Annotated in this window: 27 protein-coding genes and 1 other annotated feature (1 of these 28 cut by a window edge); of the genes, 1 reads left to right on the top strand and 26 read right to left on the bottom strand. The window is 51.1% G+C overall.

Annotated elements, in window-relative coordinates; translation table 11 throughout:
- Nucleotides 1–421: 421 nt before the first annotated feature.
- From LOS79_RS27990 to LOS79_RS27905, 18 genes are all read right to left on the bottom strand, one after another.
- Nucleotides 422–1,018 (bottom strand): class I SAM-dependent methyltransferase, encoded by a 597-nt coding sequence (locus tag LOS79_RS27990; RefSeq protein WP_315414026.1) that lies wholly within the window; start codon nt 1,016–1,018, stop codon nt 422–424.
- A gap of 129 nt (nt 1,019–1,147) precedes the next feature.
- Nucleotides 1,148–1,507 carry a 50S ribosomal protein L7/L12 gene (gene rplL, locus LOS79_RS27985; RefSeq protein ID WP_315414024.1) on the bottom strand — a complete coding sequence of 120 codons (360 nt, stop codon included), beginning with the start codon at nt 1,505–1,507 and terminating at the stop codon, nt 1,148–1,150.
- A 66-nt stretch (nt 1,508–1,573) separates the two neighbouring features.
- Nucleotides 1,574–2,077 (bottom strand): 50S ribosomal protein L10, encoded by a 504-nt coding sequence (rplJ, locus tag LOS79_RS27980; protein ID WP_039877416.1) that lies wholly within the window; start codon nt 2,075–2,077, stop codon nt 1,574–1,576.
- A 66-nt stretch (nt 2,078–2,143) separates the two neighbouring features.
- Nucleotides 2,144–2,297: a sequence feature (ribosomal protein L10 leader region), on the bottom strand.
- Between the two features lie 68 nt (nt 2,298–2,365).
- Nucleotides 2,366–3,058 (bottom strand): 50S ribosomal protein L1, encoded by a 693-nt coding sequence (gene rplA, locus LOS79_RS27975; protein ID WP_315414023.1) that lies wholly within the window; start codon nt 3,056–3,058, stop codon nt 2,366–2,368.
- Between the two features lie 82 nt (nt 3,059–3,140).
- Complete coding sequence (gene rplK / locus LOS79_RS27970) at nt 3,141–3,566, bottom strand: 50S ribosomal protein L11 (protein WP_019908208.1); 426 nt, start codon at nt 3,564–3,566, stop codon at nt 3,141–3,143.
- Nucleotides 3,567–3,641: 75 nt separating this feature from the next.
- Nucleotides 3,642–4,175, bottom strand: coding sequence for a transcription termination/antitermination protein NusG (gene nusG, locus LOS79_RS27965; protein ID WP_020427084.1), 534 nt, complete (start codon nt 4,173–4,175; stop codon nt 3,642–3,644).
- A gap of 21 nt (nt 4,176–4,196) precedes the next feature.
- Nucleotides 4,197–4,388, bottom strand: coding sequence for a preprotein translocase subunit SecE (gene secE / locus LOS79_RS27960; protein WP_315414021.1), 192 nt, complete (start codon nt 4,386–4,388; stop codon nt 4,197–4,199).
- 20 nt (nt 4,389–4,408) lie between these two features.
- Nucleotides 4,409–4,558: a 50S ribosomal protein L33 gene (gene rpmG, locus LOS79_RS27955; protein WP_074086515.1), complete on the bottom strand. Its 150-nt coding sequence runs from the start codon at nt 4,556–4,558 to the stop codon at nt 4,409–4,411.
- A 371-nt stretch (nt 4,559–4,929) separates the two neighbouring features.
- Nucleotides 4,930–5,574: an RNA polymerase sporulation sigma factor SigH gene (sigH, locus tag LOS79_RS27950; protein WP_020427086.1), complete on the bottom strand. Its 645-nt coding sequence runs from the start codon at nt 5,572–5,574 to the stop codon at nt 4,930–4,932.
- A gap of 164 nt (nt 5,575–5,738) precedes the next feature.
- Complete coding sequence (locus LOS79_RS27945; RefSeq protein WP_315414018.1) at nt 5,739–6,260, bottom strand: NYN domain-containing protein; 522 nt, start codon at nt 6,258–6,260, stop codon at nt 5,739–5,741.
- Between the two features lie 2 nt (nt 6,261–6,262).
- Entirely contained in the window at nt 6,263–7,024 is a 762-nt protein-coding gene (gene rlmB, locus LOS79_RS27940) for a 23S rRNA (guanosine(2251)-2'-O)-methyltransferase RlmB (RefSeq protein WP_315414017.1), read from the bottom strand.
- Between the two features lie 60 nt (nt 7,025–7,084).
- The gene (locus LOS79_RS27935; protein WP_315414016.1) at nt 7,085–7,522 is read right to left on the bottom strand and encodes a Mini-ribonuclease 3; all 438 of its coding nucleotides are present in this window, start codon (nt 7,520–7,522) and stop codon (nt 7,085–7,087) included.
- On the bottom strand, nt 7,519–8,925 hold the full coding sequence (gene cysS / locus LOS79_RS27930) for a cysteine--tRNA ligase (RefSeq protein WP_315414015.1): 1,407 nt from the start codon (nt 8,923–8,925) through the stop codon (nt 7,519–7,521). The genes LOS79_RS27935 and cysS overlap by 4 nt, the downstream gene beginning before the upstream one ends.
- 53 nt (nt 8,926–8,978) lie before the next feature.
- Complete coding sequence (gene cysE / locus LOS79_RS27925; protein ID WP_315414014.1) at nt 8,979–9,671, bottom strand: serine O-acetyltransferase; 693 nt, start codon at nt 9,669–9,671, stop codon at nt 8,979–8,981.
- Between the two features lie 499 nt (nt 9,672–10,170).
- Complete coding sequence (gene gltX / locus LOS79_RS27920; RefSeq protein WP_315414012.1) at nt 10,171–11,634, bottom strand: glutamate--tRNA ligase; 1,464 nt, start codon at nt 11,632–11,634, stop codon at nt 10,171–10,173.
- 55 nt (nt 11,635–11,689) lie between these two features.
- Complete coding sequence (ispF, locus tag LOS79_RS27915; RefSeq protein ID WP_315414011.1) at nt 11,690–12,178, bottom strand: 2-C-methyl-D-erythritol 2,4-cyclodiphosphate synthase; 489 nt, start codon at nt 12,176–12,178, stop codon at nt 11,690–11,692.
- Nucleotides 12,179–12,180: 2 nt separating this feature from the next.
- Complete coding sequence (gene ispD / locus LOS79_RS27910; RefSeq protein ID WP_315414010.1) at nt 12,181–12,873, bottom strand: 2-C-methyl-D-erythritol 4-phosphate cytidylyltransferase; 693 nt, start codon at nt 12,871–12,873, stop codon at nt 12,181–12,183.
- Between the two features lie 94 nt (nt 12,874–12,967).
- Nucleotides 12,968–14,056, bottom strand: a complete 1,089-nt coding sequence (locus tag LOS79_RS27905; RefSeq protein ID WP_315414009.1) for a PIN/TRAM domain-containing protein — start codon at nt 14,054–14,056, stop codon at nt 12,968–12,970.
- A 213-nt stretch (nt 14,057–14,269) separates the two neighbouring features.
- On the opposite strand from LOS79_RS27905, the gene LOS79_RS27900 reads away from it, so the two are divergent.
- A complete protein-coding gene (locus tag LOS79_RS27900; RefSeq protein ID WP_315414008.1) occupies nt 14,270–14,665 on the top strand; it encodes a nucleoside triphosphate pyrophosphohydrolase family protein in 396 nt (131 codons plus the stop codon).
- A gap of 120 nt (nt 14,666–14,785) precedes the next feature.
- Here LOS79_RS27900 and pssA read toward each other — a convergent pair whose 3' ends face one another.
- The 8 genes from pssA to eis form a co-directional block, all read right to left on the bottom strand.
- Complete coding sequence (pssA, locus tag LOS79_RS27895) at nt 14,786–15,523, bottom strand: CDP-diacylglycerol--serine O-phosphatidyltransferase (RefSeq protein ID WP_315414006.1); 738 nt, start codon at nt 15,521–15,523, stop codon at nt 14,786–14,788.
- A 65-nt stretch (nt 15,524–15,588) separates the two neighbouring features.
- Nucleotides 15,589–16,665 carry a DNA integrity scanning diadenylate cyclase DisA gene (disA, locus tag LOS79_RS27890; RefSeq protein ID WP_315414005.1) on the bottom strand — a complete coding sequence of 359 codons (1,077 nt, stop codon included), beginning with the start codon at nt 16,663–16,665 and terminating at the stop codon, nt 15,589–15,591.
- Nucleotides 16,666–16,678: 13 nt separating this feature from the next.
- On the bottom strand, nt 16,679–18,046 hold the full coding sequence (gene radA / locus LOS79_RS27885) for a DNA repair protein RadA (protein WP_315414004.1): 1,368 nt from the start codon (nt 18,044–18,046) through the stop codon (nt 16,679–16,681).
- A 243-nt stretch (nt 18,047–18,289) separates the two neighbouring features.
- Nucleotides 18,290–20,758 (bottom strand): ATP-dependent protease ATP-binding subunit ClpC, encoded by a 2,469-nt coding sequence (gene clpC, locus LOS79_RS27880; RefSeq protein WP_315414002.1) that lies wholly within the window; start codon nt 20,756–20,758, stop codon nt 18,290–18,292.
- Between the two features lie 36 nt (nt 20,759–20,794).
- On the bottom strand, nt 20,795–21,859 hold the full coding sequence (locus tag LOS79_RS27875; RefSeq protein ID WP_315414000.1) for a protein-arginine kinase McsB: 1,065 nt from the start codon (nt 21,857–21,859) through the stop codon (nt 20,795–20,797).
- A 29-nt stretch (nt 21,860–21,888) separates the two neighbouring features.
- Nucleotides 21,889–22,410, bottom strand: a complete 522-nt coding sequence (locus tag LOS79_RS27870) for a protein-arginine kinase activator protein McsA (protein ID WP_315413998.1) — start codon at nt 22,408–22,410, stop codon at nt 21,889–21,891.
- 30 nt (nt 22,411–22,440) lie between these two features.
- A complete protein-coding gene (locus LOS79_RS27865) occupies nt 22,441–22,902 on the bottom strand; it encodes a CtsR family transcriptional regulator (protein WP_315413997.1) in 462 nt (153 codons plus the stop codon).
- 265 nt (nt 22,903–23,167) lie between these two features.
- Nucleotides 23,168–24,134, bottom strand: partial view of a GNAT family N-acetyltransferase gene (gene eis / locus LOS79_RS27860; protein ID WP_315413996.1) — the 3' portion only. 206 nt of this gene lie beyond the right edge of the window; only the last 967 of its 1,173 coding nucleotides appear in the window; its start codon lies beyond the right edge, outside the window; it ends in the stop codon at nt 23,168–23,170.

The following is a 24,134-nucleotide window of genomic DNA, read 5'->3' as shown; positions in this document are numbered from 1 at the left end:
TCACCCCTCATGTCTACTCACTTAAAAATTGATTGCGAACCCTTGTTTGGACCCGTATAATGGAACCATACCACAAAGATTCAGCCATAAATACAGAAAAGCCCCTCATCGAAATCTTTCGAAAAAAGAGCGCATCTATCCACGGCCAAAATACTCCTTATCCAGTAGATTTGCCCAAAACGTGCGTATTATACGTCACCAGGCAACAGTTTATGCGCTATTATCTATTGTCCCGGCGACCCTCGCCGTGACAGGAACATAGAGAACGGAATTCGCAAAAACCTGCCGTGCGGCATGCGCTTACCGGGCGACAATATATCACTTGACATTTCAGCAAACTAAAGACATGGAGCCTAGCTTAATACTGACATTTTATAATAATAACACTATGGGCATTGCATGTCAATAAATATTATTATTTTTAGTTTGAAGCTCTAATAATCCGATAGCCTTTATCCTTCGTTACTTCTTCCACAACCGGGAACAAGCTTTCAAGCTTGGCTACTGCAGATGGCGCCCCTTGCTTCTTCTGAATGACAATCCACAGGCTTCCGCCCTCTTTCAAATGATCATGCGCCTGTTCAAATATCCCATGCACGACAGCCTTGCCTGCACGGATCGGCGGATTGGTCAGAATCACATCGAACTTACGCCCCTGAACTGCGGACAGCACATCACTTTCCATAACCGTAACATTGCGGATTCCGTTATGCTGAGCATTCTCGCGGGCAAGCTCGACTGCACGGCTGTTAATATCAATCATAGTCACATGACCTTTGGGGGCAAGAGCCGCTGCACTAATCCCGATCGGACCATAACCGCAACCTACATCAAGCACCTCTGCCCCATCCGGGATTTCCATCGACTCAATCAGCACGCGGCTGCCGTAATCAATATCCCCTTTGGAAAAAACACCGGCGTCACTTGTAAAGCGGAGGCTTCTGCCTCTCAGTACCGTCTCGATGCTTCTTCTATCATGACGGGCTTCCGGCTGCTGCGAGTAATAATGCTGCGACATACAATCCTCCCTTTCACCTGTTCTAAGGTACCCAGTTCTTATACAGCAACCCCCTTGAACAAGTTCAAGGGGGTTGCGAGAACCGGAGAGAATGAATTCTGCTCCGGGGCAGTACCTACTCAAATCAACTTATTTTACTTCTACTACTGCGCCCGCTTCTTCCAATTTTGCTTTGGTAGCTTCGGATTCTTCTTTGCTTACTTTTTCTTTGATTGCTTTTGGAGCGTTGTCTACGAGGTCTTTAGCTTCTTTCAAGCCCAGGCCTGTGATTTCGCGAACGATTTTGATAACGTTGATCTTGGAAGCGCCAGCGCTTGTCAGGATTACGTCGAATTCAGTTTGCTCTTCTTCTACTGCTGCTACTGCACCGCCAGCTGCTACTGGAGCTGCTGCAGTTACACCGAATTCTTCTTCGATTGCTTTAACCAGTTCGTTCAGTTCCAGTACGCTCATGCCTTTAATTTCTTCTAAGATTGTTTCTTTGCTCATGATTGAACCTCCATTTTATATTATAATTGGTTTGTTTGTATTGATTACGAGACTAGGAGCAAAGGCTTACGCGCTTTGTTCTTCTTTCTCAGCAACAGCTTTAACTGCAAGCGCGAAGTTGCGCATTGGAGCCTGAAGCACGCTAAGCAGCATGGAGAGCAAACCTTCGCGGGAAGGCAGTTCTGCCAGTGCTTTCAGCTGGTCCGCATCGATAACTTTGCCTTCAACAACGCCGCCCTTCAGTTTCAGAGCATCGTTCTTCTTAGCGAAGTCATTCAAAATTTTGGCTGCTACTACCGCATCAGTTTCACTGAATGCTACTGCTGTAGGGCCGGTTAGAACTGCATCCAGTTCAGTCAGCTCAGCAGCTGCAGTCGCACGACGCACCAATGAGTTTTTCAGAACTTGAAAGTCAACGCCAGCTTCACGAAGCTGCTTACGCAGTTCAGTTACCTGGGCAACGTTCAATCCGCGGTAGTCCGCAACTACAGTAGAGATACTGTTTTGCAGCTTGCCAGTCACAACATCAACCGCATCCTGTTTAGCTTGGATTACTTTTGCATTTGCCAATTTGTATACACCTCCTGAAAATTTATGTGACGGCGATTCACCCAAGGGAATCTGCACCGTTCCTACGCAGGCATTAGAAAAGCCTCCGCAGATTCACGAAGGCTTGATAAAACGGAAAGTATATCAGGCGAACCTGGCACTTTTTGTTTCTATCACAACACCTCGGTAGGAAATTAAGCCTTACGGCACCTACTGTCTACGGTAAGCATATTCAAGTTTAAGATTGATCACCTTAATGTTCACAACTGTTATAGATTATCAAAGATGACTCAAAGAGTCAACCCCTAATTATCTGAAAGCAGCTGCGTTCACGCGGGCGCTTGGTCCCATTGTGGACGAAATAGCAATGCCTTTAAGGTATACACCTTTAGCAGCAGCTGGTTTCGCACGGTTCAAAGCGTCCATGAGAGCTTTAAGGTTCTCGTTCAATTGGTCAGCGTTGAAAGACACTTTGCCGATTGGCGCGTGAATTTGGCCCGCTTTGTCAAGACGATATTCGATTTTACCGGCTTTGATTTCTTGAACAGCCTTGGTAACGTCGAAAGTAACTGTACCTGCTTTAGGGTTAGGCATGAGGCCTTTACCACCGAGCAGACGTCCCAGTTTACCGACTTCACTCATCATGTCAGGTGTAGCTACGCAGACATCGAATTCAAACCAGCCTTGTTGGATTTTGTTGATCATATCAGCATCACCAACATAATCGGCGCCAGCAGCTTCCGCTTCTTTCGCTTTTTCACCTTTTGCAAATACAAGCACGCGTTGTGTTTTACCTGTGCCGTGAGGCAGGACAACAACACCACGAACAGCTTGGTCTTGTTTACGCGGGTCTACACCCAGACGTACTGCTGCTTCAACGGTTTCGTCGAATTTGGCAGTTGCCGCCTTTTTCACAAGCTCTACAGCTTCTGAAGGCTCGTAAGTTGCTTCGCTGTTAATCAGCTTAGCAGATTCCTGGTATTTCTTACCATGTTTAGCCATGAAAATGTTCCTCCTTTGTGGTATTAGCGGAAATTCCTCCCACATAATGCGGTCATGAATGACCGGCTCACCCGAATACTTATTAGTCTTCGATAGTGATGCCCATGCTGCGGGCAGTACCTTCAACCATACGCATTGCAGCTTCAACAGATGCAGCGTTCAGATCGGGCATTTTTGTTTCAGCGATTTCACGAACCGCTGCGCGGCCGAGCTTCGCTACTTTTTTCTTGTTTGGTTCACCGGATCCTTTTTCTACTTTAGCAGCGATGCGAAGCAGAACGGCAGCCGGAGGAGTTTTAGTGATGAAGGTAAAGGAACGGTCTTCAAATACTGTAATTTCAACCGGGATGATCAGGCCAGCCTGGTCGGCAGTACGAGCGTTGAATTCCTTACAGAATGCCATGATGTTGACACCTGCTTGACCTAACGCCGGACCTACTGGAGGCGCTGGATTCGCTTTCCCTGCAGGAATCTGCAGTTTCACCATTTTAATAACTTTTTTAGCCATGAGTGACACCTCCTTGCGTAAATAGTGGTATTCGAATGCTAGTAAGCATTCTCCCACAAGAAACCCTTGCGCTTGTTATATCTTCTCCACTTGAGTGAAATCCAACTCGAGCGGGGTTTCCCGTCCAAACATGTTGACATGCACTTTGATCTTGCTTTTGTCTGCCAAAATTTCTTCCACAGAGCCCACGAAATTCGCAAACGGACCGACCATAATACGTACGGATTCCTTAATTTCGAAATCAATCTTCGCTTTAGGTTCAACCATGCCCATATGCTTCAGAATTTGTTCAACCTCTTCAGGGAGCAGAGCGGTAGGCTTAGACCCCGAACCAGTCGAACCGACAAATCCGGTAACGCCCGGCGTATTGCGGACTACATACCACGAATCATCAGTCTGGACCATTTCGACCAAAACATAACCAGGGTAAACTTTACGCATGACAGTTTTTTTCTTGCCATCCTTGTTTACCAGCTCTTCTTCCATAGGAACAAGAACGCGGAATATTTTGTCCTCCATGCCCATGGACTCAACGCGTTTCTCCAAATTGGCCTTGACCTTATTCTCATACCCGGAATAGGTATGAACGACATACCATCTTTTTTCCATATCAAGCCACCTGGGACCTCTCTAAATAATCGCTTCAATCACAGCGGAAATACCGATGTCCAGAACCCAGAAGTAAAGAGCGACAACCACAATTGTACCGAGAACGATCAATGTATAGTTTTTCAGTTCTTTACGGCTAGGCCAGCGAACCTTTTTGAGTTCACTCCAGCTCTCAGTGAAAAAGGAAAACAAAGACTTGAAACTACGTTTCACGCCGACTACACCTCCAAAGACTATCTGGTTTCGCGATGAGGAGTTTGCTCGTTACAGAACTTGCAAAATTTCTTCATCTCCAAGCGGTCGGGGTGATTTCGCTTGTTTTTGGTTGTTGCATAGTTTCTTTGTTTGCAACTTGTACAAGCCAAAGTGATAATTACCCGCATGATATGCACCTCCCGAAGACGTACTTCTAACGGTTAAATTAGAAGACGCAAATATTGATTCAAAAAAAAAGCCGCGAATTTAGGCCTACCTAAAACACTTTAGCATAATATCAATGCCTGTGTCAACGAAAGAATTCCCTTATCGCACTGGGTATTTCCGGGTGCTGTAGCCTGCTGTCAAACGTTTTTTCCGGTCTTGCTCGTTCCCTTATCACACGCTGTCCTTATTACCATTATGGAACATTCCGCATGCAGTTAAACCTGCTCACGGGTGGTGCCCGCAAATTGCAAATTGCATCTTCAGTTCATCGGCATCATGACAAACACTAAAAAAAGACTCGAGTCCCGAGCCTTTCTAGTTCATTATATCATTAATTGTCACGGACTTCCAGATATCTTTCCAATTTACGCTTTACCCGCTGCAGGGCATTGTCGATAGACTTCACATGCCGCTTCAGATCCTCGGCAATCTCCTGATAGGAACGTCCATCCAGATACAGCATCAGAACCTTGCGTTCCAGATCACTCAATATTTCCGCCATCTTATCTTCCAGTCCGATGAATTCTTCCTGGTTAATAATCAGCTCTTCCGGATCAAGCACCTGTGTACCGCAGATTACATCCATCAGCGTCCGGTCGGAGTCCTCATCATAGATGGGCTTGTCGAGTGAGACATAGGAGTTCAGCGGTATATGCTTCTGGCGCGTTGCCGTCTTAATGGCGGTAATAATCTGACGGGTGATGCACAGCTCGGCAAAGGCCTTGAACGAAGACAGCTTGTCTCCCTTGAAGTCACGTATAGCCTTATACAGGCCAATCATGCCTTCCTGCACAATATCCTCACGGTCTGCCCCAATCAGAAAATAGGAACGGGCCTTAGCACGTACAAAATTACGGTACTTGTTAATCAAATGCTCCAATGCGCCACTGTCGCCACCACGGAAGATCTCGACAATTTCTTCATCACTTATGAAATCATACTCGGACAGCATTAATTCCTTGAGGTCGACACTCACCAAGAATCCCCCCGGCTGCAACGCAAGACACATCGTTACTTCGCGAAATATAGGACCAGTATATATTATGTTACCTTACAACGTCAACCGCAGATTGTCCAAAAAAAATCTTCTATAACATATTATGGCATTTTTCGGCTGCCACGGGAATTACACCCGCTGGACTATTGTCTGCGCCAGTCTTCCAGCCGCTTGCGCGTATCCGGAGGCAGCTTGTCTTCCAGCGAGTGCCGGGTTCTGATTATACTGCCCGGTTCAATAGCCTTTTTAACCTGCTTCTGGCTTTCTTCTATCTCCAGCTTAAGTTCCCTTGCCGAAACCCTGAGCGCTCCCTGCGCGAAAATGACATGCTGTTCTACAAAATCACTTGTCGCCACAGAGATTTGTCTGCGCCGGTGAGTGAATTCGCCAACCAGCCGCTCGATACATTCATCTGCTGTTTCCTTTTCTTTGGTGAAGAAGACCTGGACTTTCCCCTGCACAAATGACCGGCCAAGGCCCGGAACACGGTAGGCATCGAATACTGCAATGACGCGCAGCCCGGAGAACGCCTGATAATCTGCCAGCAGATCGAGCAGCCGGTCACGCGCCCCCTGCATGCCAGTCTCCGACAGCGCCGCAAGCTCCGGCCAGCCGCCGATCATGTTATATCCGTCCACGAGCAGTATATCGCGCCAGTCTGCCATAATTAGCCCTGTTCTTGCCGGCGGCGGAGAACCTCGTACATAATTACACCGGCTGCTACCGATGCGTTAAGCGAGTTGATTTTCCCGGCCATCGGCAGCTTGAGCAATACGTCGCATTTCTCACGGATCAGGCGGCCCATTCCCTTATTCTCATTACCGATGACAACCGCTACCGGGCCGGTGAAAATATCGGATCCGAACAGATTCTGATCGGTAGCCACATCCGTTCCGACCACCCAGACTCCGAGCTCCTTCAGGCGGTCGATCGTCTGCCCCAGATTCGTAACACGGGCAACCGGTACATATTCCACTGCGCCGGCAGAGGTTTTGGATACCGTTGCCGTAATCTGAGCCGAACGGCGCTTCGGCACAATCACACCGTGCACGCCTGTGCAGTCTGCAGTCCGCAGGATAGATCCCAGATTATGCGGATCTTCAATCTCGTCCAGCAGGAGAAGAAACGGAGGTTCCCCCTTAGCTTCGGCAGCTGCCAGAATATCGGCAACCTCGGTGTAGGCGAACGGCGCTGCCTGCGCTACTACGCCCTGATGCTGCACTCCCGGTGCAAGCTGGTCCAGCTTCCGCTTATCTACATGCTGGATGACGATTCCCGCTTTCCGCGCCTCGGCGATGATCGGTGCCGTTAAGTGCTTTTGCGCCGTTTCGGCAATCCATATTTTATTCAGGGTCCGGCCGGCGCGCAGCGCTTCAAGGACCGAATGCTTGCCTGCCAGTATTTCCTCTTCTGTTCTCAATTCTTCCATATCCATGTCTCCTGTTCTGTAACCCTCATATTACTATTAACACCTTAAAGCGCCTTATACTCACTTTGCCCGGTGCATCATATATTCGATGCTGCTGTGAACAAGCTCCCGGATCCGCGCCTGCTGCCCCGTATAATACAAATGCCCGATCAGGCATTCAAAAGCAGTCGCGTGCCGGTATTCCAGCACATCCGCATTTTTCGGAACCGTGCCGGATTTTGCATTGCGCCCCCGTCTAACCACATCTTTCTCTTCCTCCGTAAGCACCGGCTCAAGATAGGCAAGTATGGTGCTCTGCGCTTTGGCGGAGACCAGCCCGGTGGCCGAACGGTGCAAGTGGTTCGGCCGCAGGTTGGGCAGGGAGATCAGATATTGACGCACAGCTACTTCATAGACGGCATCGCCTGCATACGCCAGTACAATCGGCGACAGCAGACGGGCCGGCTGGGAAGGTTCATAAGGAAACCATGCGCTGTTCAAATCGAACTCTCCGCTCATTTCCGCCGCCACCGCATTCCCTGTGGAGTATCCTCCAGCAGAATACCCAGGGCGCCAAGCTCATCACGGATCTCATCGGACCGGCTCCAGTTCTTGTTCTTGCGGGCCTCAGCACGTTCTGCGATAAGCCGTTCAACCTCCTCACTTGCCACCTCGGCTTCAAGCTCAGGAGTCAGGCGAAGCACAACATTCATTTCAGCATAAGTCTTCAGCAGCGCTGCCAAATCTGCAGCGCCAGCATCCGCTTTAGCCAGCGTCTGATTGGCAAGGCTCACCCAGTCAAATACGGCGGTAATGGCATCAGGCGTATTGAAATCATCCTGCATTCTCGAATGGAAGCTGCCGATAACCGCAGTGAGGCGTTCAGCTACTTCAGCGCTTGCTCCAGCCTCTGCCCCGTCGGGAGCCAGTTCAAGCCGGTGCTTCACATTGCTCTCGGCAAGGGCAATCCGTTCTACACTCTTCTCGGCGGACAGCAGCGCCTCCTCCGTGAAGTTCAGCTGGTTGCGGTAATGGCTGGACAGCATGAAGTAACGGATAGTCCCCGCTTTGAAGCGGGCCCGGATGTCCTTCACGAGCAGACCGTTACCCAGGGATTTCGACATTTTCTCGTCACCAATGTTTAAGAATGCATTGTGCATCCAATAATTCGACAACGGTTCACCGGTCAGCGCTTCTGTCTGGGCGCATTCGCATTCATGGTGCGGGAACTTCAGGTCCTCTCCGCCGCCATGGATGTCGATTGTTGTCCCCAGATATTCGCGGACCATCGCCGAGCACTCAATATGCCAGCCCGGGCGGCCTTCTCCCCATGGACTGGACCAGTGTACTTCACCCGGTTTGGCTGCCTTCCAGAGCACAAAATCCTCCTGGTTTTCTTTGCGCGGATCCACCTCAACCCGGATTCCGAAGCGCAGCTCCTCCAGATTCTGGCGGGACAGCTTACCGTAATCAGCAAATTTACCGGTACGATAATACACATCCCCGCCATTCTCATAGGCATAGCCCTTCTCTTCAAGCTCCTTGATGAATTCTATAATCTTATCCATACTTTCTGTAACGCGCGGGTTCATCGTTGCCGGCTTCACGCCAAGTCCGGCCAGATCCTCCAGATAGGCAGCAATGAACATTTCCGCAACCTCTGCTACAGTGATATTCAGCTCTTCTGCTTTGCGGATCATTTTATCATCGACATCAGTAAAATTCGTTAAATAACGCACGTCATTGCCTAGCACTTCCAGGTAGTTACGCACCATATCAAACACGATTACCGGTCTTGCATTCCCGATGTGCATATAGCCGTAAACCGTTGGCCCGCATACATACATCTTCACCTTGCCCTGCTCCTGCGGTACAAATACTTCTTTACTGCGCGTCATAGTGTTGTAGATTTGCAAAGACATTCTATTCTCCAATCCTTTCTGTTATCCCCGGATTCCCTGGAATGCCGGTAAGCTTAAATTTCATAATCACCGATATACTGCTGGCTTTCCAGCCGCCGCTGCTCCTTCTTCTGCTTATCCTCGGAGCCCAGCTGCTCGCGGAGCTCTTCGATCTCCTTCTGCAGGAAACGCAGGGAATCGACCAGCGGATCGGGCATTTTGGTATGGTCCAGACGGTCAGAGACACGCTCCCCGTTGCGCTTGACCACGCGTCCGGGATTGCCTACTACTGTGCTGTTGCTGGGCACTTCACGCAGAACAACTGAATTAGAGCCGATATTGCAATTATCGCCGATTCTGAACGATCCCAGTACTTTCGCACCGGAGCCGATTACAACATTGTTGCCTACGGTAGGATGGCGTTTGCCCTTTTCCTTGCCGGTCCCCCCCAGTGTAACTCCCTGATAGATAATAACATCATCACCAATCTCACAGGTCTCACCGATGACAATGCCCATCCCGTGGTCGATAAACAAACGGCTGCCGATGACCGCGCCCGGGTGAATCTCAACACCTGTCATGAATCTGCTGATTTGCGAGACTATACGTGCCAGCGTAAACCAGCGGCGTTTGAACAAAGAGTGGGCTATCCGGTGTGCCCAGATGGCATGAAGCCCGGCGTAGGTGAAGACAACCTCGAACCTGCTGCGGGCGGCGGGATCGTTATCGAATACTGCCCGAATGTCCGATTTGATATGCTTAAACATCACGGTTCCCCTCTTCTTTAACTTCCCCGCCTCCTGTTTACAGGTACGCAAAGGAAGGTATTGTCTTCAGCCCACGAACTTATCTATATCTCAAGCGGAAACGGCTCAGCTTCTTATATTTCAACAAAAAACGCCCCTGCAGCCTATAGCTGCAGAGACGTTTAACCGTGGTCCCACTCTGCTTGAACAACCGCATATCACGCTGCTATCAGCCTCGCGGCAACTATACGGTGTCCCTCTTGGCGTCTGTAACGGCAACGTTCCCGGCATAATCTAACGTCCCCCTAGAGGGGCGCTCAACCATGCAGCTCACAGGTGCATATTCAGCGGCAGACAAATGAATAACTCCCAGCCTGTAAGGGATATTTCCCTTAGCGGTTATTCTCTCTGGCAATTGTCTGTACACGCGTACTTTTCCTGATCCCAGCTGTTATCATATTCTTCTATCTTAGCGAAAAGCCTCAGGGCTGACAAGGGGCTCTGCCCCGGAGTTTCCCGTTTATACTCCCTTAATTTGCGATTTCAGCCGTTCAATAACCTGATTCCGGCCCAAGAGCGCAATTGTCGCATTCAAATCACGGCCATGCATTTGTCCGGTCAAGGCGACACGGATCGGCATAAACAGCGCCTTGCCCTTATGTCCGGTTTCCTTCTGCACTTCTTTAATTAATACAGCCATATTGCCGGCGCTGAAATCCTCAGCAGCTTCCACTTTGGCCAGGAATGCGGACAGCACTTCCGGAACCTGGGCTTCGGCAAGAATCTGCGCCGCTTCAGTCTCCAGCTCCAGGTGGCTGCGGAAGAACAGCTCGGAGAGGCCTACAATATCCGAAGCGGACACCATTTGCTCCTGATACAGGGCAACCAGGCTTTCCGCCCAGGCCTGCTTCTGCTCATCCAATACCTCAGGCAAGCGTCCTGCCTTCTGCAGATGCGGGATAGCAAGCGCCGCAATCCGCTTAGGATCGGCATGCTTGATGTAATGATTGTTCAGATGCGCCAGCTTGTTTGTATCGAATACGGCCGGGCTTTTCGACAGACGGTCCGCACTGAAGATCGAGATTAGCTGCTCCTGTGTGAAGATTTCCTCTTCACCTTCCGGTGACCAGCCGAGCAGGGCAATGAAGTTGAAGAGGGCTTCCGGCAGGTAGCCCAGCTGATCATACTGTTCAATGAACTGAATGATGGATTCATTCCGCTTGCTCAGCTTCTTGTGGTCATCCCCGACAATCAGCGTCATGTGGCCGAACAGCGGCGCTTCCCAGCCCAGTGCTTCATAGATCATAAGCTGGCGCGGCGTATTGGAGATATGATCCTCTCCGCGCAGCACGTGGGAAATCGCCATCAGGTGATCATCTACAGCTACAGCGAAGTTGTATGTCGGAATTCCGTCCTTCTTCACGATGACGAAATCGCCCATTTCTTTGGTATTGAAAGAAATGCTGCCTTTTACAATATCATTGAAGGTATAAGTACGGTCTTCCGGAACCAGGAACCGGATGCTGGCGATGCGGCCTTCGGCTTCATAGGCAAGACGCTGCTCTTCCGTCAGGTTACGGTGTCTGCCGGAATAACGCGGGGTTTCGCCGCGCGCAGTCTGCTCCTCACGCTCAGCCTCCAGCTCCTCTTCCGTACAGTAGCAGCGGTAAGCAAGTCCGCGGTCCAGCAGATCCTGCCAGTAGACACGGTACAGATCCAGACGCTCCGTCTGGCGGTAAGGGCCGTATTCGCCGCCTACATCCACACTTTCATCCCAGTCCATTCCCAGCCATTTCAAGTATTTCAGCTGGCTTTCTTCACCTTCGGCAATATTGCGCTTAAGATCCGTATCCTCGATCCGGATAATGAATTTGCCGCCCAGATTGCGGGCAAACAGATAGTTAAACAATGCCGTTCTGGCATTTCCGATATGTAAATGTCCCGTAGGGCTTGGTGCGTAACGCACCCGGACTTGATCAGCCATGGGTTTCCCTCCGCTTCATAATGGTTAAAATTGGGGTCTGACTACTAAAGCCATCTCAAGATGATATCACATCTTGAAGCAGACAGACAATAGATTGTGCAGCAATTCCTTCTCCGCGCCCGGTGAACCCGAGCTGCTCCGTGGTTGTCGCTTTTACATTCACCTTTGAGAGGTCTGCTTCAAGCGCACGGGCAATGATTTCGGCCATCTGCGGAATATACGGTGCCATCTTCGGCTTCTGGGCAATAATAGTCGAATCAATATTCCCCAGCCGGTATCCCCGCTCACGGGCGAGCGCCCATACATGCTCCAGCAGCTTGAGGCTGTCAGCATCCTTGAAGGCAGGATCCGTATCCGGAAAATGCCTGCCGATATCCCCAAGGCCCAGCGCCCCCAGTATGGCATCACTTATTGCATGCAGCAGTACATCCGCATCAGAATGTCCCAGCAGCCCTTTCTCATAAGGAATCGTCACCCCGCCAATAATACACGGCCTTCCTTCCACCAGCTGATGCACATCAAATCCTTGTCCTACAGCAATCATGTTTATTCCTCTCCCCTGCTTCTTACTGTGAATTCAGCAAACTCCAGATCCTCCGGTGTCGTGATCTTAATATTCCTGTAGCTTCCTTCAACTACAGAAACGGGAATGCCGCTGCGTTCCGCCAGACTGGAGTCGTCTGTGCCGAGGAAGCCGTCTCGCTCCGCTTCATGGTAGGCCGCTAGCAAATCAGACAAACGAAAAGTCTGCGGGGTCTGAATCGCCCACAGACTTCGCCGGTCCGGCGTAGACAACACTTTGCCCGCATTGTCCACCTGCTTGATCGTATCCTTAACCGGCACGGCAAGCACCGCAGCTCCGGTAGACCGGGCCGCTTCATAACAGGCCTCAATCTCACTGTCCTGTACAAAGGGCCTAACACCGTCATGTACCATTACCCAGTCGGCCGTAAGCTCTCCCAGTCCCCGGCGTACCGAATGCTGGCGTTCAGACCCTCCCGGGATAACCATGGATACCTTGTCCAGCTTAAAGGCCTGTACCCACTGCCGGCAGCGCTCTACATCCTCTTCGCCGGTGACCAGCACGATTTCGGAGATGAGCTCATGCTTCTGAAAAACCTCCAGGGTGTGTACGATAATCGGTTTACCCTGCAGCAGCAAATATTGCTTGCTCTCTGCCGTTCCCATGCGGGTTCCTCTGCCTGCCGCGACGATAACGGCTCCTACACTGTTTGACATGCTTTCGGCTCCTGTCCTTCACGTATACCCCCATCATAACGTGTTTGACCGGCATTTCCAAGCCTGCTTAGAACACTCCCGGTCAGGCTGCAGCTTATTGCGCTTTTTCCAGAAGCTTTGGTTTGGCAAAAATCATCCGGCCCGCAGAGGTCTGCAGCACGCTGGTCACGAGAACCTCCATCGTGGTGCCGATATAATCGCGGCCGCCTTCGACTACAATCATCGTACCGTCATCCAGATAAGCGACGCCTTGACCATGTTCTTTGCCGTCCTTGATCACCTGCACAATAATTTCTTCACCCGGCAGAACCACCGGTTTGACTGCATTGGCCAAATCATTGATGTTCAGCACGGAAACACCCTGAAGCTCACAAACCTTGTTAAGGTTGAAGTCATTAGTAACCACTTTGCCGTGCAGCACCTTGGCCAGCTTGACCAGCTTGCTGTCCACCTCGGAAATCTCCTCGAAGTCCCCTTCGTAGATCAGCACTTTGACATCCAGCTCTTTCTGAATCTTGTTAAGGATATCAAGCCCCCTGCGTCCGCGGTTACGCTTCAGGAGATCAGAGGAATCTGCAATATGCTGCAGCTCCTCCAGCACGAACTCCGGAATGACAATCGTCCCTTCGATGAAACCTGTTTTGCAGATATCTGCAATCCGTCCGTCAATAATGACACTAGTGTCGAGGATCTTATGCTCCTCAGGACCCCGCCCCTCCGGTTCAGCAGCACGCCCCCAGCGTCCAGTAGTCCAGAGTGAAGCCAGCTCCTCCTTCTTCTCCAGGCCGATCCGCAGACCCAGATAACCAAGTGACAGCGTCGCGGCTACCTGCAGCAGTTCTCCGGCTTTGCCCAGCCAGGCCATGGCCGGAACCATCAGCAGCGACAGCAGCAGACCACCTGTAAGCCCTGCCGCACCTGCCGCCAGCTCGCTCATGGGTATACGTGAACAGTACTGGACCGCCTCCCGCAGTTTTGAACCCGCCCAATCCGCGCATAACGTCCCCGCAAACAAAAAAATAATGGCACCCAGCACCGCAAACAAAATGCTTCCTTCCACGGGCAAGCTATCTCCCAGTTTCCCCATCCCTTCAGGGAACCCTATTTCTGCGGCATGATACAGCGAATAACCGGACCAGGCTCCACTTAATCCGGCCAGCGTTAACACGATTTTTTTCCACATAGCTCAGCACCTCCTTTTATTCATCAAGCAATCCTCTATACCTCACCAGTATGTTCCAATTTTCAGGGGGATAATCCGGGGAAACGTTATTTTTTCTAAAGTCCTGAAACTTTGCATTCTGCAGTACTTGCCGGAAACTGCTGTTCCCGGTTGAAAACAGTGGAGCCCCTGGCATATAATGAACTCAATTACGAACAGAGAGGTGAATGGATAATGAGCGCACCAAGTTTACAGGCCTTTCAGGATCAAGTTTCCGAACTGTTGCTCCGTCACCGCAGTCTTCTGGATGTAATGTCCAAGAATGGGCAGAGCAGCGCATCCGTCAACCGGGCTGTCGTCAAAGCGATTACCGAATGCGGCTGCATCCAGCTGCATGCCAAGAAGCAGGTATTTGAACCAGCCTTGGGACTGGAAGAAGCTAAGGAGCTGGCCGGGACCCATCTCGAAGGCGGGCTGTGCGAGAACTGCAAGGAAGTCATTGCCTCAGAGCTGGGCCGTGAGCTGTTCTATATGTCCGCACTCTGCAATCTGCTCGATATCAATATGGACGAGGTTGTAGCCAAAGAATCGCAGAAATGCGCTACACTCGGTTTGTTTAACTTGTCCTAGGCCGTTTGCCGCGCTATCCTTCATCTGTTCACACAAAAAAGGCTTTGCCTTCTCCTGATTAAGGGAGGGCAAAGCCTTTTTGTTAAAATTTAAGAAAGTGATATCAGTGCGGGATGAGCTTTATCCGTTCTTTGATTGATAGACTTTGTCTTCCGAACGTCTTCTGCGCCGGCGCTGGCGGCGGGCGGTAAGGAGACCCAGGCTCTGCCTGAAGCCATACAATGCGTATAGCGCCAGCAGCACAAAGATCAGCTTCGCAATCTGTTCAGGAAACACAACTGCAACCGCTACTGCAATGACGATAACTACGGGTGCGCCTATTACCGCCTTTTTGGGCAGACCAATCTTCTTGAAATTCGGATACTTCACCGTGCTGACCATCAGGTAAGAGAGCAGCAGGGTAGCAACAATCATGAATGGGGCAGATACATCTTTATGGAAAAGCGCCAGTGTGGCGAGAACGCCACCTGCAGCAGGAATCGGCAACCCTACGAAATATCCCGGAATTCCCGGGCGGACATTAAACCGGGCCAGACGCAAAGCTCCGAATACAGGGAAGATTGCTGTAATAGTCCAGCCTACCGCAGAATTGATATCCTGCAGACTTGTGAGGTACATAATCAGTGCCGGCGCGACCCCGAAAGAAACGACATCCGATAAAGAGTCCAGCTCCTTGCCGAATTCACTCTCACATTTCAGCGCGCGTGCAACACGGCCATCCAGCCCGTCGAGCAGCATAGCGATAATCACCATGATAGCGGCCATGCTCAGCTTGCCGTCAAACGCCATCATGATACCAAACATCCCAAGCATCAGATTACCGATCGTAAACAGACTTGGAATTGATTTTTGTATCATTTCTTCACCTCAATTTGCTTACTTTGAACTTCACTAGAAGCCAATATTACGTGATTGTATGTTATTTACATTTGCCTGTCAATAAGAACTTGCTTCTGGAGCCGCTTCAGTCCGTCCTGAATATTGCGTGCACGCACCTCGCCAATGCCGTCAACTTCATCGAGCTCAGCGATGCTCGCCGTCATCAGATTAGGCAGCATTTCGAAGCGTTCCACCAGATTGTGAATGATTACATTTGGCAGGCGCGGAATCTTGTTCAGCAGACGGTACCCCCGCGGAGTAACGACCTCCTCGGATGCAATCGCCGTCGAAGAGTAGCCGAGCAGACGGGCTATGTGGTTGTCATCCATCAGTTCATCGTCGCTGCTGCGCTTCAGCCCGGCGATAATTTCGCGGATTTTGTCCTCCTGCTCCTCTCTGGCATAGTCTCTGTACAGAAGCCAGGCTTCTTCCTCTGTATTTCCGACCAGTTCTTCCATTTGCATGCTGATCAGCCTACCTTCATTGCCCAGCTCGTTGATGTAACGTTTAATTTCCATTTTGATCCGCAGCACCATTTCTACCCGCTGGATTACACCTACTACCTCAGCTACAGTTACAATACCTTCATATTCGGAGGCAGACAGGTTAGTCAGTCCTTGAGTCAATACAGCTTTATACTTCTCCAGCGTCTGGATGGCCTGATTGGCTTTGGCCAGAATGGCCCCGATCTCCTTGAGCGCATACCGGATAGAGCCCTGATACAGGGTAATAATGTTTCGCCGCTGCGAAATGGATACAACAAGCTTGCCGGTCTGCTTGGCTACCCGCTCTGCCGTCCGGTGGCGGATGCCTGTCTCGATCGATGAAATGGAGGAATCCGGAATCAGCTGGGTGTTGGCGTACAGAATCCGCTTCAGATCCTCACTCAGAATAATGGCACCGTCCATCTTGGCCAGCTCATACAAATAGTTGGGTGAAAAATCGCAGTTAATGGAGAATCCGCCGTCGACAACCTCCATCACTTCGGGACTATATCCGACAACAATAAGCGCTCCGGTCTTCGCGCGCAGTACATTCTCAAGACCCTCCCGGAAAGGTGTTCCGGGTGCAGCCATTCTAAGCAGATCATTCATATTATCTAATGGATTGTATTCCTTCATGTCCCTGTGCCCCCTAATCTAACGCGACCGCTAGCGCATCTGCTACAGTGCTGACGCCGATAATCTGGATATCCTGCGGATGCTTCCAGCCTTTCATACTTTTCTCGGGCATTATGACCCGGCGGAAGCCCAGCTTGGCTGCTTCCTTCACCCGCATTTCTGCGCGTGACACTCCTCTTACCTCACCGGTAAGCCCAACCTCCCCGAAGAACACATCATACGGCTTCGTCGGGATATCACGGAAGCTCGAGGCGATACTAATGGCAACTGCCAGATCTACTGCGGGCTCATCCAGCTTCACGCCGCCGGCCACATTGAGGTAGGCGTCCTGGTTCTGCAGGAACATCCCCATCCGCTTCTCGAGCACGGCAATAATCAGTGCCATCCGCTGATGATCCATCCCTGTGCACATTCTGCGCGGTGACGGGAAATGAGTGGACGCAACAAGCGCCTGCAGTTCTACAAGCACCGGTCTTGTTCCTTCCATGCTGGCCACTACCGCTGAACCAGCAACGCCAAGCGGACGCTCTGACAGGAAGAGTTCGGAAGGGTTCTCCACCTCCGTAAGCCCTACTTCGCCCATTTCAAAAATGCCAATTTCATTCGTGGAGCCGAAACGGTTCTTCACTGCCCGCAGCAGCCGGTACGTATGATGCCGTTCTCCTTCGAAATAAAGCACGCAATCCACCATATGCTCCAGCATCCGCGGGCCGGCAATTGCGCCCTCCTTAGTCACATGCCCTACAAGCACTGTAGCTATTCCGCGGATTTTGGCGATGCGCATGAATCTTGTCGTACATTCCCGCACCTGCGCCACACTGCCCGGCGCACTGGTTACTTCCGGCATAAATACAGTCTGGATCGAGTCGATCACGAGAAACTGCGGCTTAATCTGCTCAATCGCATCCTCGATACTCTCCATATTTGTCTCACAGAGCACATACAGCTCTGCTGACAACGCACCAAGACGGTCCGCGCGAAGCTTGGTCTGCCTTACCGATTCTTCACCCGAGATATACAGCACACGAAGCCCCTGGGTAGTAAGGGCATGCGATGTCTGCAGCAGCAGTGTAGATTTCCCGATTCCAGGGTCGCCTCCGACCAGTACCAGCGAGCCGGGTACAATCCCGCCGCCAAGCACACGGTTAAGCTCACCGATGCCTGTCAGGATACGCGGCTCTTTGTCACTTTCTATATTTATGATCGACTGCGCCTTTTCTTTACTCTGAAAAATAGGTGCATTCATGCCTTGGGTTTTGACTACGCTTTCTGTTTCCTCCACCATCGAGTTCCATTCCTGGCAGCCCGGGCATTTACCAAACCACTTCGGTGATTCGTAGCCGCATTCAGTACAGAAAAATTTTGTTTTTGGTTTGGCCATGTGCGCTCCTTACAGTCCGAACTTGCTAAAATTGCGGATAATTTTCTCTTACTCAAAGTTTACCATTTCTGCACACTGAACGAAAGGTCACTTAAGATCTACTTTTCACACTGGCTACCCTTAACCTGCCTGATTTACGGCAAAATTAATCGTCCCCTGCTGCAAAAAAACTCCCGCCCCTCTATACGGAGGAGCGGGAGTTTTGTTTCATCAAAACTTAAAAATTGTACCGGTGCCGGAAATTTATTCCGCTGGAGTTTCCTTCTCCAAAGACAGCTCTGCCGGAGTATCTACCGTGGTAACAACAAGCTCACCGTTTACCTCATCAATCTTGAGGGAATCCCCCTTCTTGATGTTGCCCTTCAGCAGCTCTTCGGACAGGCGGTCCTCGATATGCTTCTGGATTGCCCGGCGCAGCGGACGAGCACCAAATGCCGGATCATATCCTTCTTTGGCGAGGAATGCTTTTCCGCCGTCTGTAAGCTCAAAGTCCACATCATATTCACGCAGCCGCTTGCGCAGCTCGTCGGACATCAGCGTCACGATTTCGGCGATGTGCTTCTCTTCAAGAGAGTGGAAGACGATAATCTCATCGATCCGGTTCAGGAATTCCGGACGGAAGCTCTTCTTCAGCTCTTCCATAACCTTGCCCTTCATATTACTGTAATCGGCGCCTGCATCCTGTACTGCAGTGAATCCAAGTGTTGAATTCTTCTTGATCGCCTGTGCCCCTACGTTCGAGGTCAGGATGATCAGTGTATTGCGGAAATCAACCACCCGGCCTTTGGAGTCGGTCAGACGGCCGTCTTCCAGTACCTGCAGCAGAATATTGAATACTTCAGGGTGAGCCTTCTCGATCTCATCCAGCAGGACAACGGAGTAAGGCTTACGGCGTACCTTTTCTGTCAGCTGTCCGCCTTCTTCATACCCTACATATCCTGGAGGCGCCCCTACAAGACGGGATGTCGAGTGCTTCTCCATGTATTCCGACATGTCGATCCGGATTACGGCATTCTCATCGCCGAACATCGCTTCGGCAAGTGCCCGCGCCAGCTCGGTTTTACCAACCCCGGTTGGTCCGAGGAAGATGAAGGAGCCCATTGGTCGTTTAGGATCCTTAAGACCTGCACGCGCCCGGCGAAGCGCCCGGCTCACAGCTTTAACCGCCTCATCCTGGCCGATTACACGACCGTGCAGCAGAGCCTCCATGTTGAGCAGACGTTCTGTCTCCTCCTCCTTCAGCTTGCTGACCGGAATACTGGTCCAGCTGGCTACGACCTGGGCGATATCCTCAGGGGTTACCTGGGAATCTGCGCGGCCCTGCTTTTCTTTCCACTGATTCTTCGTGGTATCCAGCTCTTCACGGATCTTCTGCTCTGTATCACGCAGTGCTGCAGCCTTCTCGAACTCCTGGCTTTGCACAGCGGAATCCTTCTCCTTGCGGATATCATCGAGACGCATTTCAAGTTCCTTGAGGTTCGGCGGAATTGTGTAAGAATTCAGCCTTACCTTGGAGCCGGCCTCATCAATCAGGTCAATCGCTTTGTCCGGCAGGAACCGGTCAGGGATGTAGCGGTCGGACAGCTTTACGGCTTCCACAATCGCTTCATCGGTAATTTTCACCCGGTGGTGAGCCTCATAACGGTCACGCAGACCGAACAGAATCTGTACAGCTTCCTCTGGGGAAGGCTGATCCACTGTGATCGGCTGGAAGCGGCGTTCCAGCGCAGCATCCTTCTCAATATATTTGCGGTATTCGTCCAGCGTAGTGGCACCAATGCACTGCAGCTCACCGCGGGCCAGAGCAGGCTTCAGAATGTTGGAGGCATCAATCGCACCTTCCGCACCGCCGGCTCCAATCAGAGTGTGCAGCTCGTCGATGAAGAGTACGATGTTGCCCGCCTGACGAATCTCATCCATAATTTTTTTGAGGCGGTCTTCGAACTCACCGCGGTATTTCGTACCGGCAACTACTGAACCCATATCGAGGGTCATTACGCGTTTATCACGCAGGGTTTCCGGAATTTCATTGTTGATGATCTTCTGGGCCAGACCTTCGGCAATTGCCGTTTTACCCACCCCGGGCTCACCGATCAGAACCGGGTTGTTCTTGGTCCGGCGGCTAAGCACCTGAATTACACGCTCGATTTCCTTGCTGCGGCCGATAACCGGATCAAGGTTGCCGTCCTTGGCATAAGCCGTCAGATCGCGGGCCAGACCATCCAGCGTTGGTGTACTAACGTTAACCGGAGTACCGCTGTGGCTTGAAGTCGCTTCACTGCTGCCCAGAAGCTGCAGGACCTGCTGGCGGGCTTTGTTCAGGCTGATTCCCAGGTTATTAAGAACGCGGGCTGCTACGCCTTCACCTTCACGGATCAGACCGAGCAGGATATGCTCTGTGCCGACGTACGTATGTCCCAGCTTACGGGCTTCGTCCATGGACAGCTCGATAACTTTTTTGGCACGAGGAGTATAAGCGATGTTGGTCGGTTGCTCCTGCCCTCTGCCGATCAGCGTTTCCACTTCATCCTGAATCTTCTCAAGACCCAGTCCGAGCCCGATCAGAGCCTTGGCGGCAATGCCGTCTCCCTCACGAATCAGTCCGAGCAAAATATGTTCTGTCCCAATATTGTTGTGTCCCAAACGTACGGCTTCTTCCTGCGCCAGCGCCAGCACCTTTTGTGCGCGTTCCGTAAATCTTCCAAACATCATATCTCCTGCACCTCCACGGATAATAAATATCTATAATTAATATTGTGATCCCAGTGTCTCCCGGAGCAGCTTCGCCCGGTACATATCGCGTTCTGTGGACGACAGCTCGTCACCGAACATCTTTTGCAAAAAGCCTGGCTGAGTCTTGACGTTCAGCTCATTGAGCACTGAAATCGAAGGCCCTTCCAGTATCCCCAGATCGACGCCAAGCCGCAGATCGGAGAGCCGCTGAGCGGACTCCTTAAGCTCCATCACAGCTGCGTAGGACAGAATCCCGTAGGAACGTTTGATGCGGTCGGTAATCCGCAGTGCGGAATCGGCCAGCAGGCGTTCACGCGCATTGCGCTCATGCTCGATAATCTGTGTGACCACGCTGTGAAGATTCTCGATAATTTCACTTTCAGTCTGGCCCAGCGTAATCTGGTTCGAGATCTGAAAGATATTCCCTACTGCTTCGCTGCCTTCGCCATAAATTCCTCTAACGGTAAGCCCGACCTGATTCACTGCGGACAAAATCCGGTTGATCTGATGGGTCATGACCAGCGCCGGCAGATGGACCATCACCGATGCTCTGAGTCCCGTTCCTACATTAGTGGGACAACTGGTTAAGTACCCTCTGCGGTCGTCAAAAGCGTAATTGACAGCAGCCTCAAATATATCGTCGATGGCTGTGGCTCTTACCCAGGCTTCCCTGACCTGCAGTCCTGGGAACAGGCATTGAATGCGGAGATGATCCTCCTCATTAATCATAATGCTGACCGACTCGTCCTCATTAAGGATGACGGCGCCGCCTTTGGAATCATCCGCCAGATTAGGACTAATCAGATGCTTCTCAACCAGCACCTTTTTATCCAGCTCATCCAGCTCATCCAGCCTCAGCAGCTCGAAGCTGCCGAAATCCGCCGCGGCCTCCCCTTGAAATACAGGTGCAAGCTGCTCCAGCACCTCTTCTGACTGCTGCGCAGAGGCTAATAACGGAAACGGCAGATGCTCCAGATTGCGGGCGATGCGCATGCGGCTGCTGATGACAATCTCGGAATGGCTTCCGCCGCAGCGCATCCAGTCACTGAGTGCTTGTTCGGTATACCGGAGACTTGACATAAGCGAATCCCCCCTATATATCAAAGACTTTACTCTTGTGGCATTTCTTTTTCAAGCTTACGGATTCTGTCCCTCAGCTCAGCTGCGGTTTCAAACTCCTCCTGCACAATACTTTGCTGCAATTCCTGCTTCAGCTCATCAATTTGGCGTTTGCACATAATCTGTGCACCAGCCCGTTTCGGAAGCTTGCCGACATGAGCCGTGCTGCCATGCACCCGTCTGAAGAGCGGGTCAAGCGTACTGTCGAAATACTTATAACATGAGCTGCAGCCAAACCGTCCAAGCTTACTGAATTGCGAGTAGGTCATACCGCAGTTTTCACACTGCAGCCCCTGCACGGTCTGTGCCGCTGCCTTACCCTTGCCTGCCCCTTCCAGATCAAGCAGTCCGGACAGCAGGCTGTGAATGGAGAACCCGCCCGCAGTTCCGGGAATCAGTTCACCCTTCTCCCGCGCACAGCTTTCGCAAATATGAAATTCTGTCTTCTCCCCGTTCACTATCTTCGTGAAGTGGAGTGTAGCTGGTTTGACCCCGCATTCCTGGCATAGCATAAGCGGTGCCCCTCCTTACAGTTTTGACAATTATTTGCCTAACAAAGAGATTAACATAGCCTTCATAAGCTTGGCCCGGATCTCATCCCGGTACGGCAGATTAACCGTCAGGCATTCCCGGGAAACAGCAGACCGCATCAGACATGCTTCACGCTTAGACAGAAAACCTGCTTCCTCCAGCTGATATATCAGCCCTTCGGCGGAATTCTGATCCATATTGTTCCCTATAGTGGAGTTCAGATGTGCGTATAATGCCACATTCTGGGGCAGTTCGAAGCGTTGAATACGGATATAACCGCCGCCGCCGCGTTTGCTCTCCACCACATATCCCTTTTCCAGAGTAAAGCGTGTACTGATGACATAATTGATCTGTGACGGTACGCAGGAGAACTGGTCCGCCAGATCATTGCGCTGAATTTCCACCGTACCTTCGGGACTTTCATGCAAAATATTCTTCAGATATTGTTCAATAATATCGGAGATATTACGCATCACTCATCCTCCAGTGTGTAAGCCTTAATAAAGCCTGTTTGTGTTGTGCCAACATCGTCCGGCCATGTATGCGCCAAATGTTCGTTGACTTTGACTTTCTTTGACTTTTTTCATATTATAACATATTCTCACTGAATTCCAAGTGGTTGCTTTTATTTTTTACTTTTTAGCAGCAATGTATTCCGGATAATGACGGACCGATAAGGAATAGATGAGTGCAGCAAGGCCCTCCAGCCTTATGCAAAGCGGAAGAGCCCTGTTATGATCAAAAGAAGTCGAATAGTGCAGTTTCTGCCGGCGGAATCAGTTGTTCAAGCCATTCAACCGCATCCGGAGCTCCGGATATTTGCCCGTAACGGGCCAGCTCAACTGGACGCCGGTAACCCATAAGCAATACTGTAAGCGTGCCGATACTGCATACGAGATCCGCTGAAGATTTTTCTCCGGGAACCTGTGTGAATGTTGTATCTCCTTGCCTGTCTGCTGTCCATGACCATAGTCCGCTATTCCATGGTGCATACTCATCTTCAATGTAGATCAGTTTCTGCCGGACACCGCCTGGGATGTTAAAAGACAGCTGCTCCACAAACGCCTTGGCATTGACAATGCGCGCCATGAAGTAAGGGTGGTTCTCCTGCGGTATCCGCGGGTCGGGCAGCAAATACGGCAGTATATCGTCAAGCGGTACAAGCTTGAGCTGCGCTCCGGTAATCATCGAGTCATGATTGGCCAGGAAGGTCCATAGCCCTTGCCGGGCCGCCTCATTTATGAATATAAATTCATCGATCACGAGTTCTTTGTTCACTATTTTATACAGCACATACCCTTGCGGTTCACCCTGCTCCGAATAAAATACACACTGATGCGTTTCCTCATCAAGCACTCTGTTCTTCCACCATTCCTCATCCCGCTGCAGTGTGCCATTGTACCGGGCGGCAAAGCCGCTGTACAGCTCCTGCAGAATTTCAATGGCAGCCCCTCCACGCTTTACAGTGCCTTGTATCTCAGTTTTCCGCGGGAATTTAGCTACCGGAATATTGTACTTCTTATACTCGCAGTAGACCTCCCAGCCAAACTTGCGGTAAAAGGGAATCAAAAACGGGTGCAGAAAGGACAGCTGCTGTCCCGCCTCATTCATCGTCTGCAGCGTATGCGTCAGCAGCTTGGCTACATAACCCTGCCGTCGGTTCTCCGGCCAGGTCGCTACACCGGCAATCCCGCCCATCGGAACG

Source organism: Paenibacillus sp. MMS20-IR301 (genome assembly GCF_032302195.1).
Lineage (GTDB): Bacteria > Bacillota > Bacilli > Paenibacillales > Paenibacillaceae > Paenibacillus_AQ.
The sequence above is the reverse complement of the archived record's forward strand: the minus strand, read 5'-3'. Positions and strand labels throughout refer to the sequence as shown.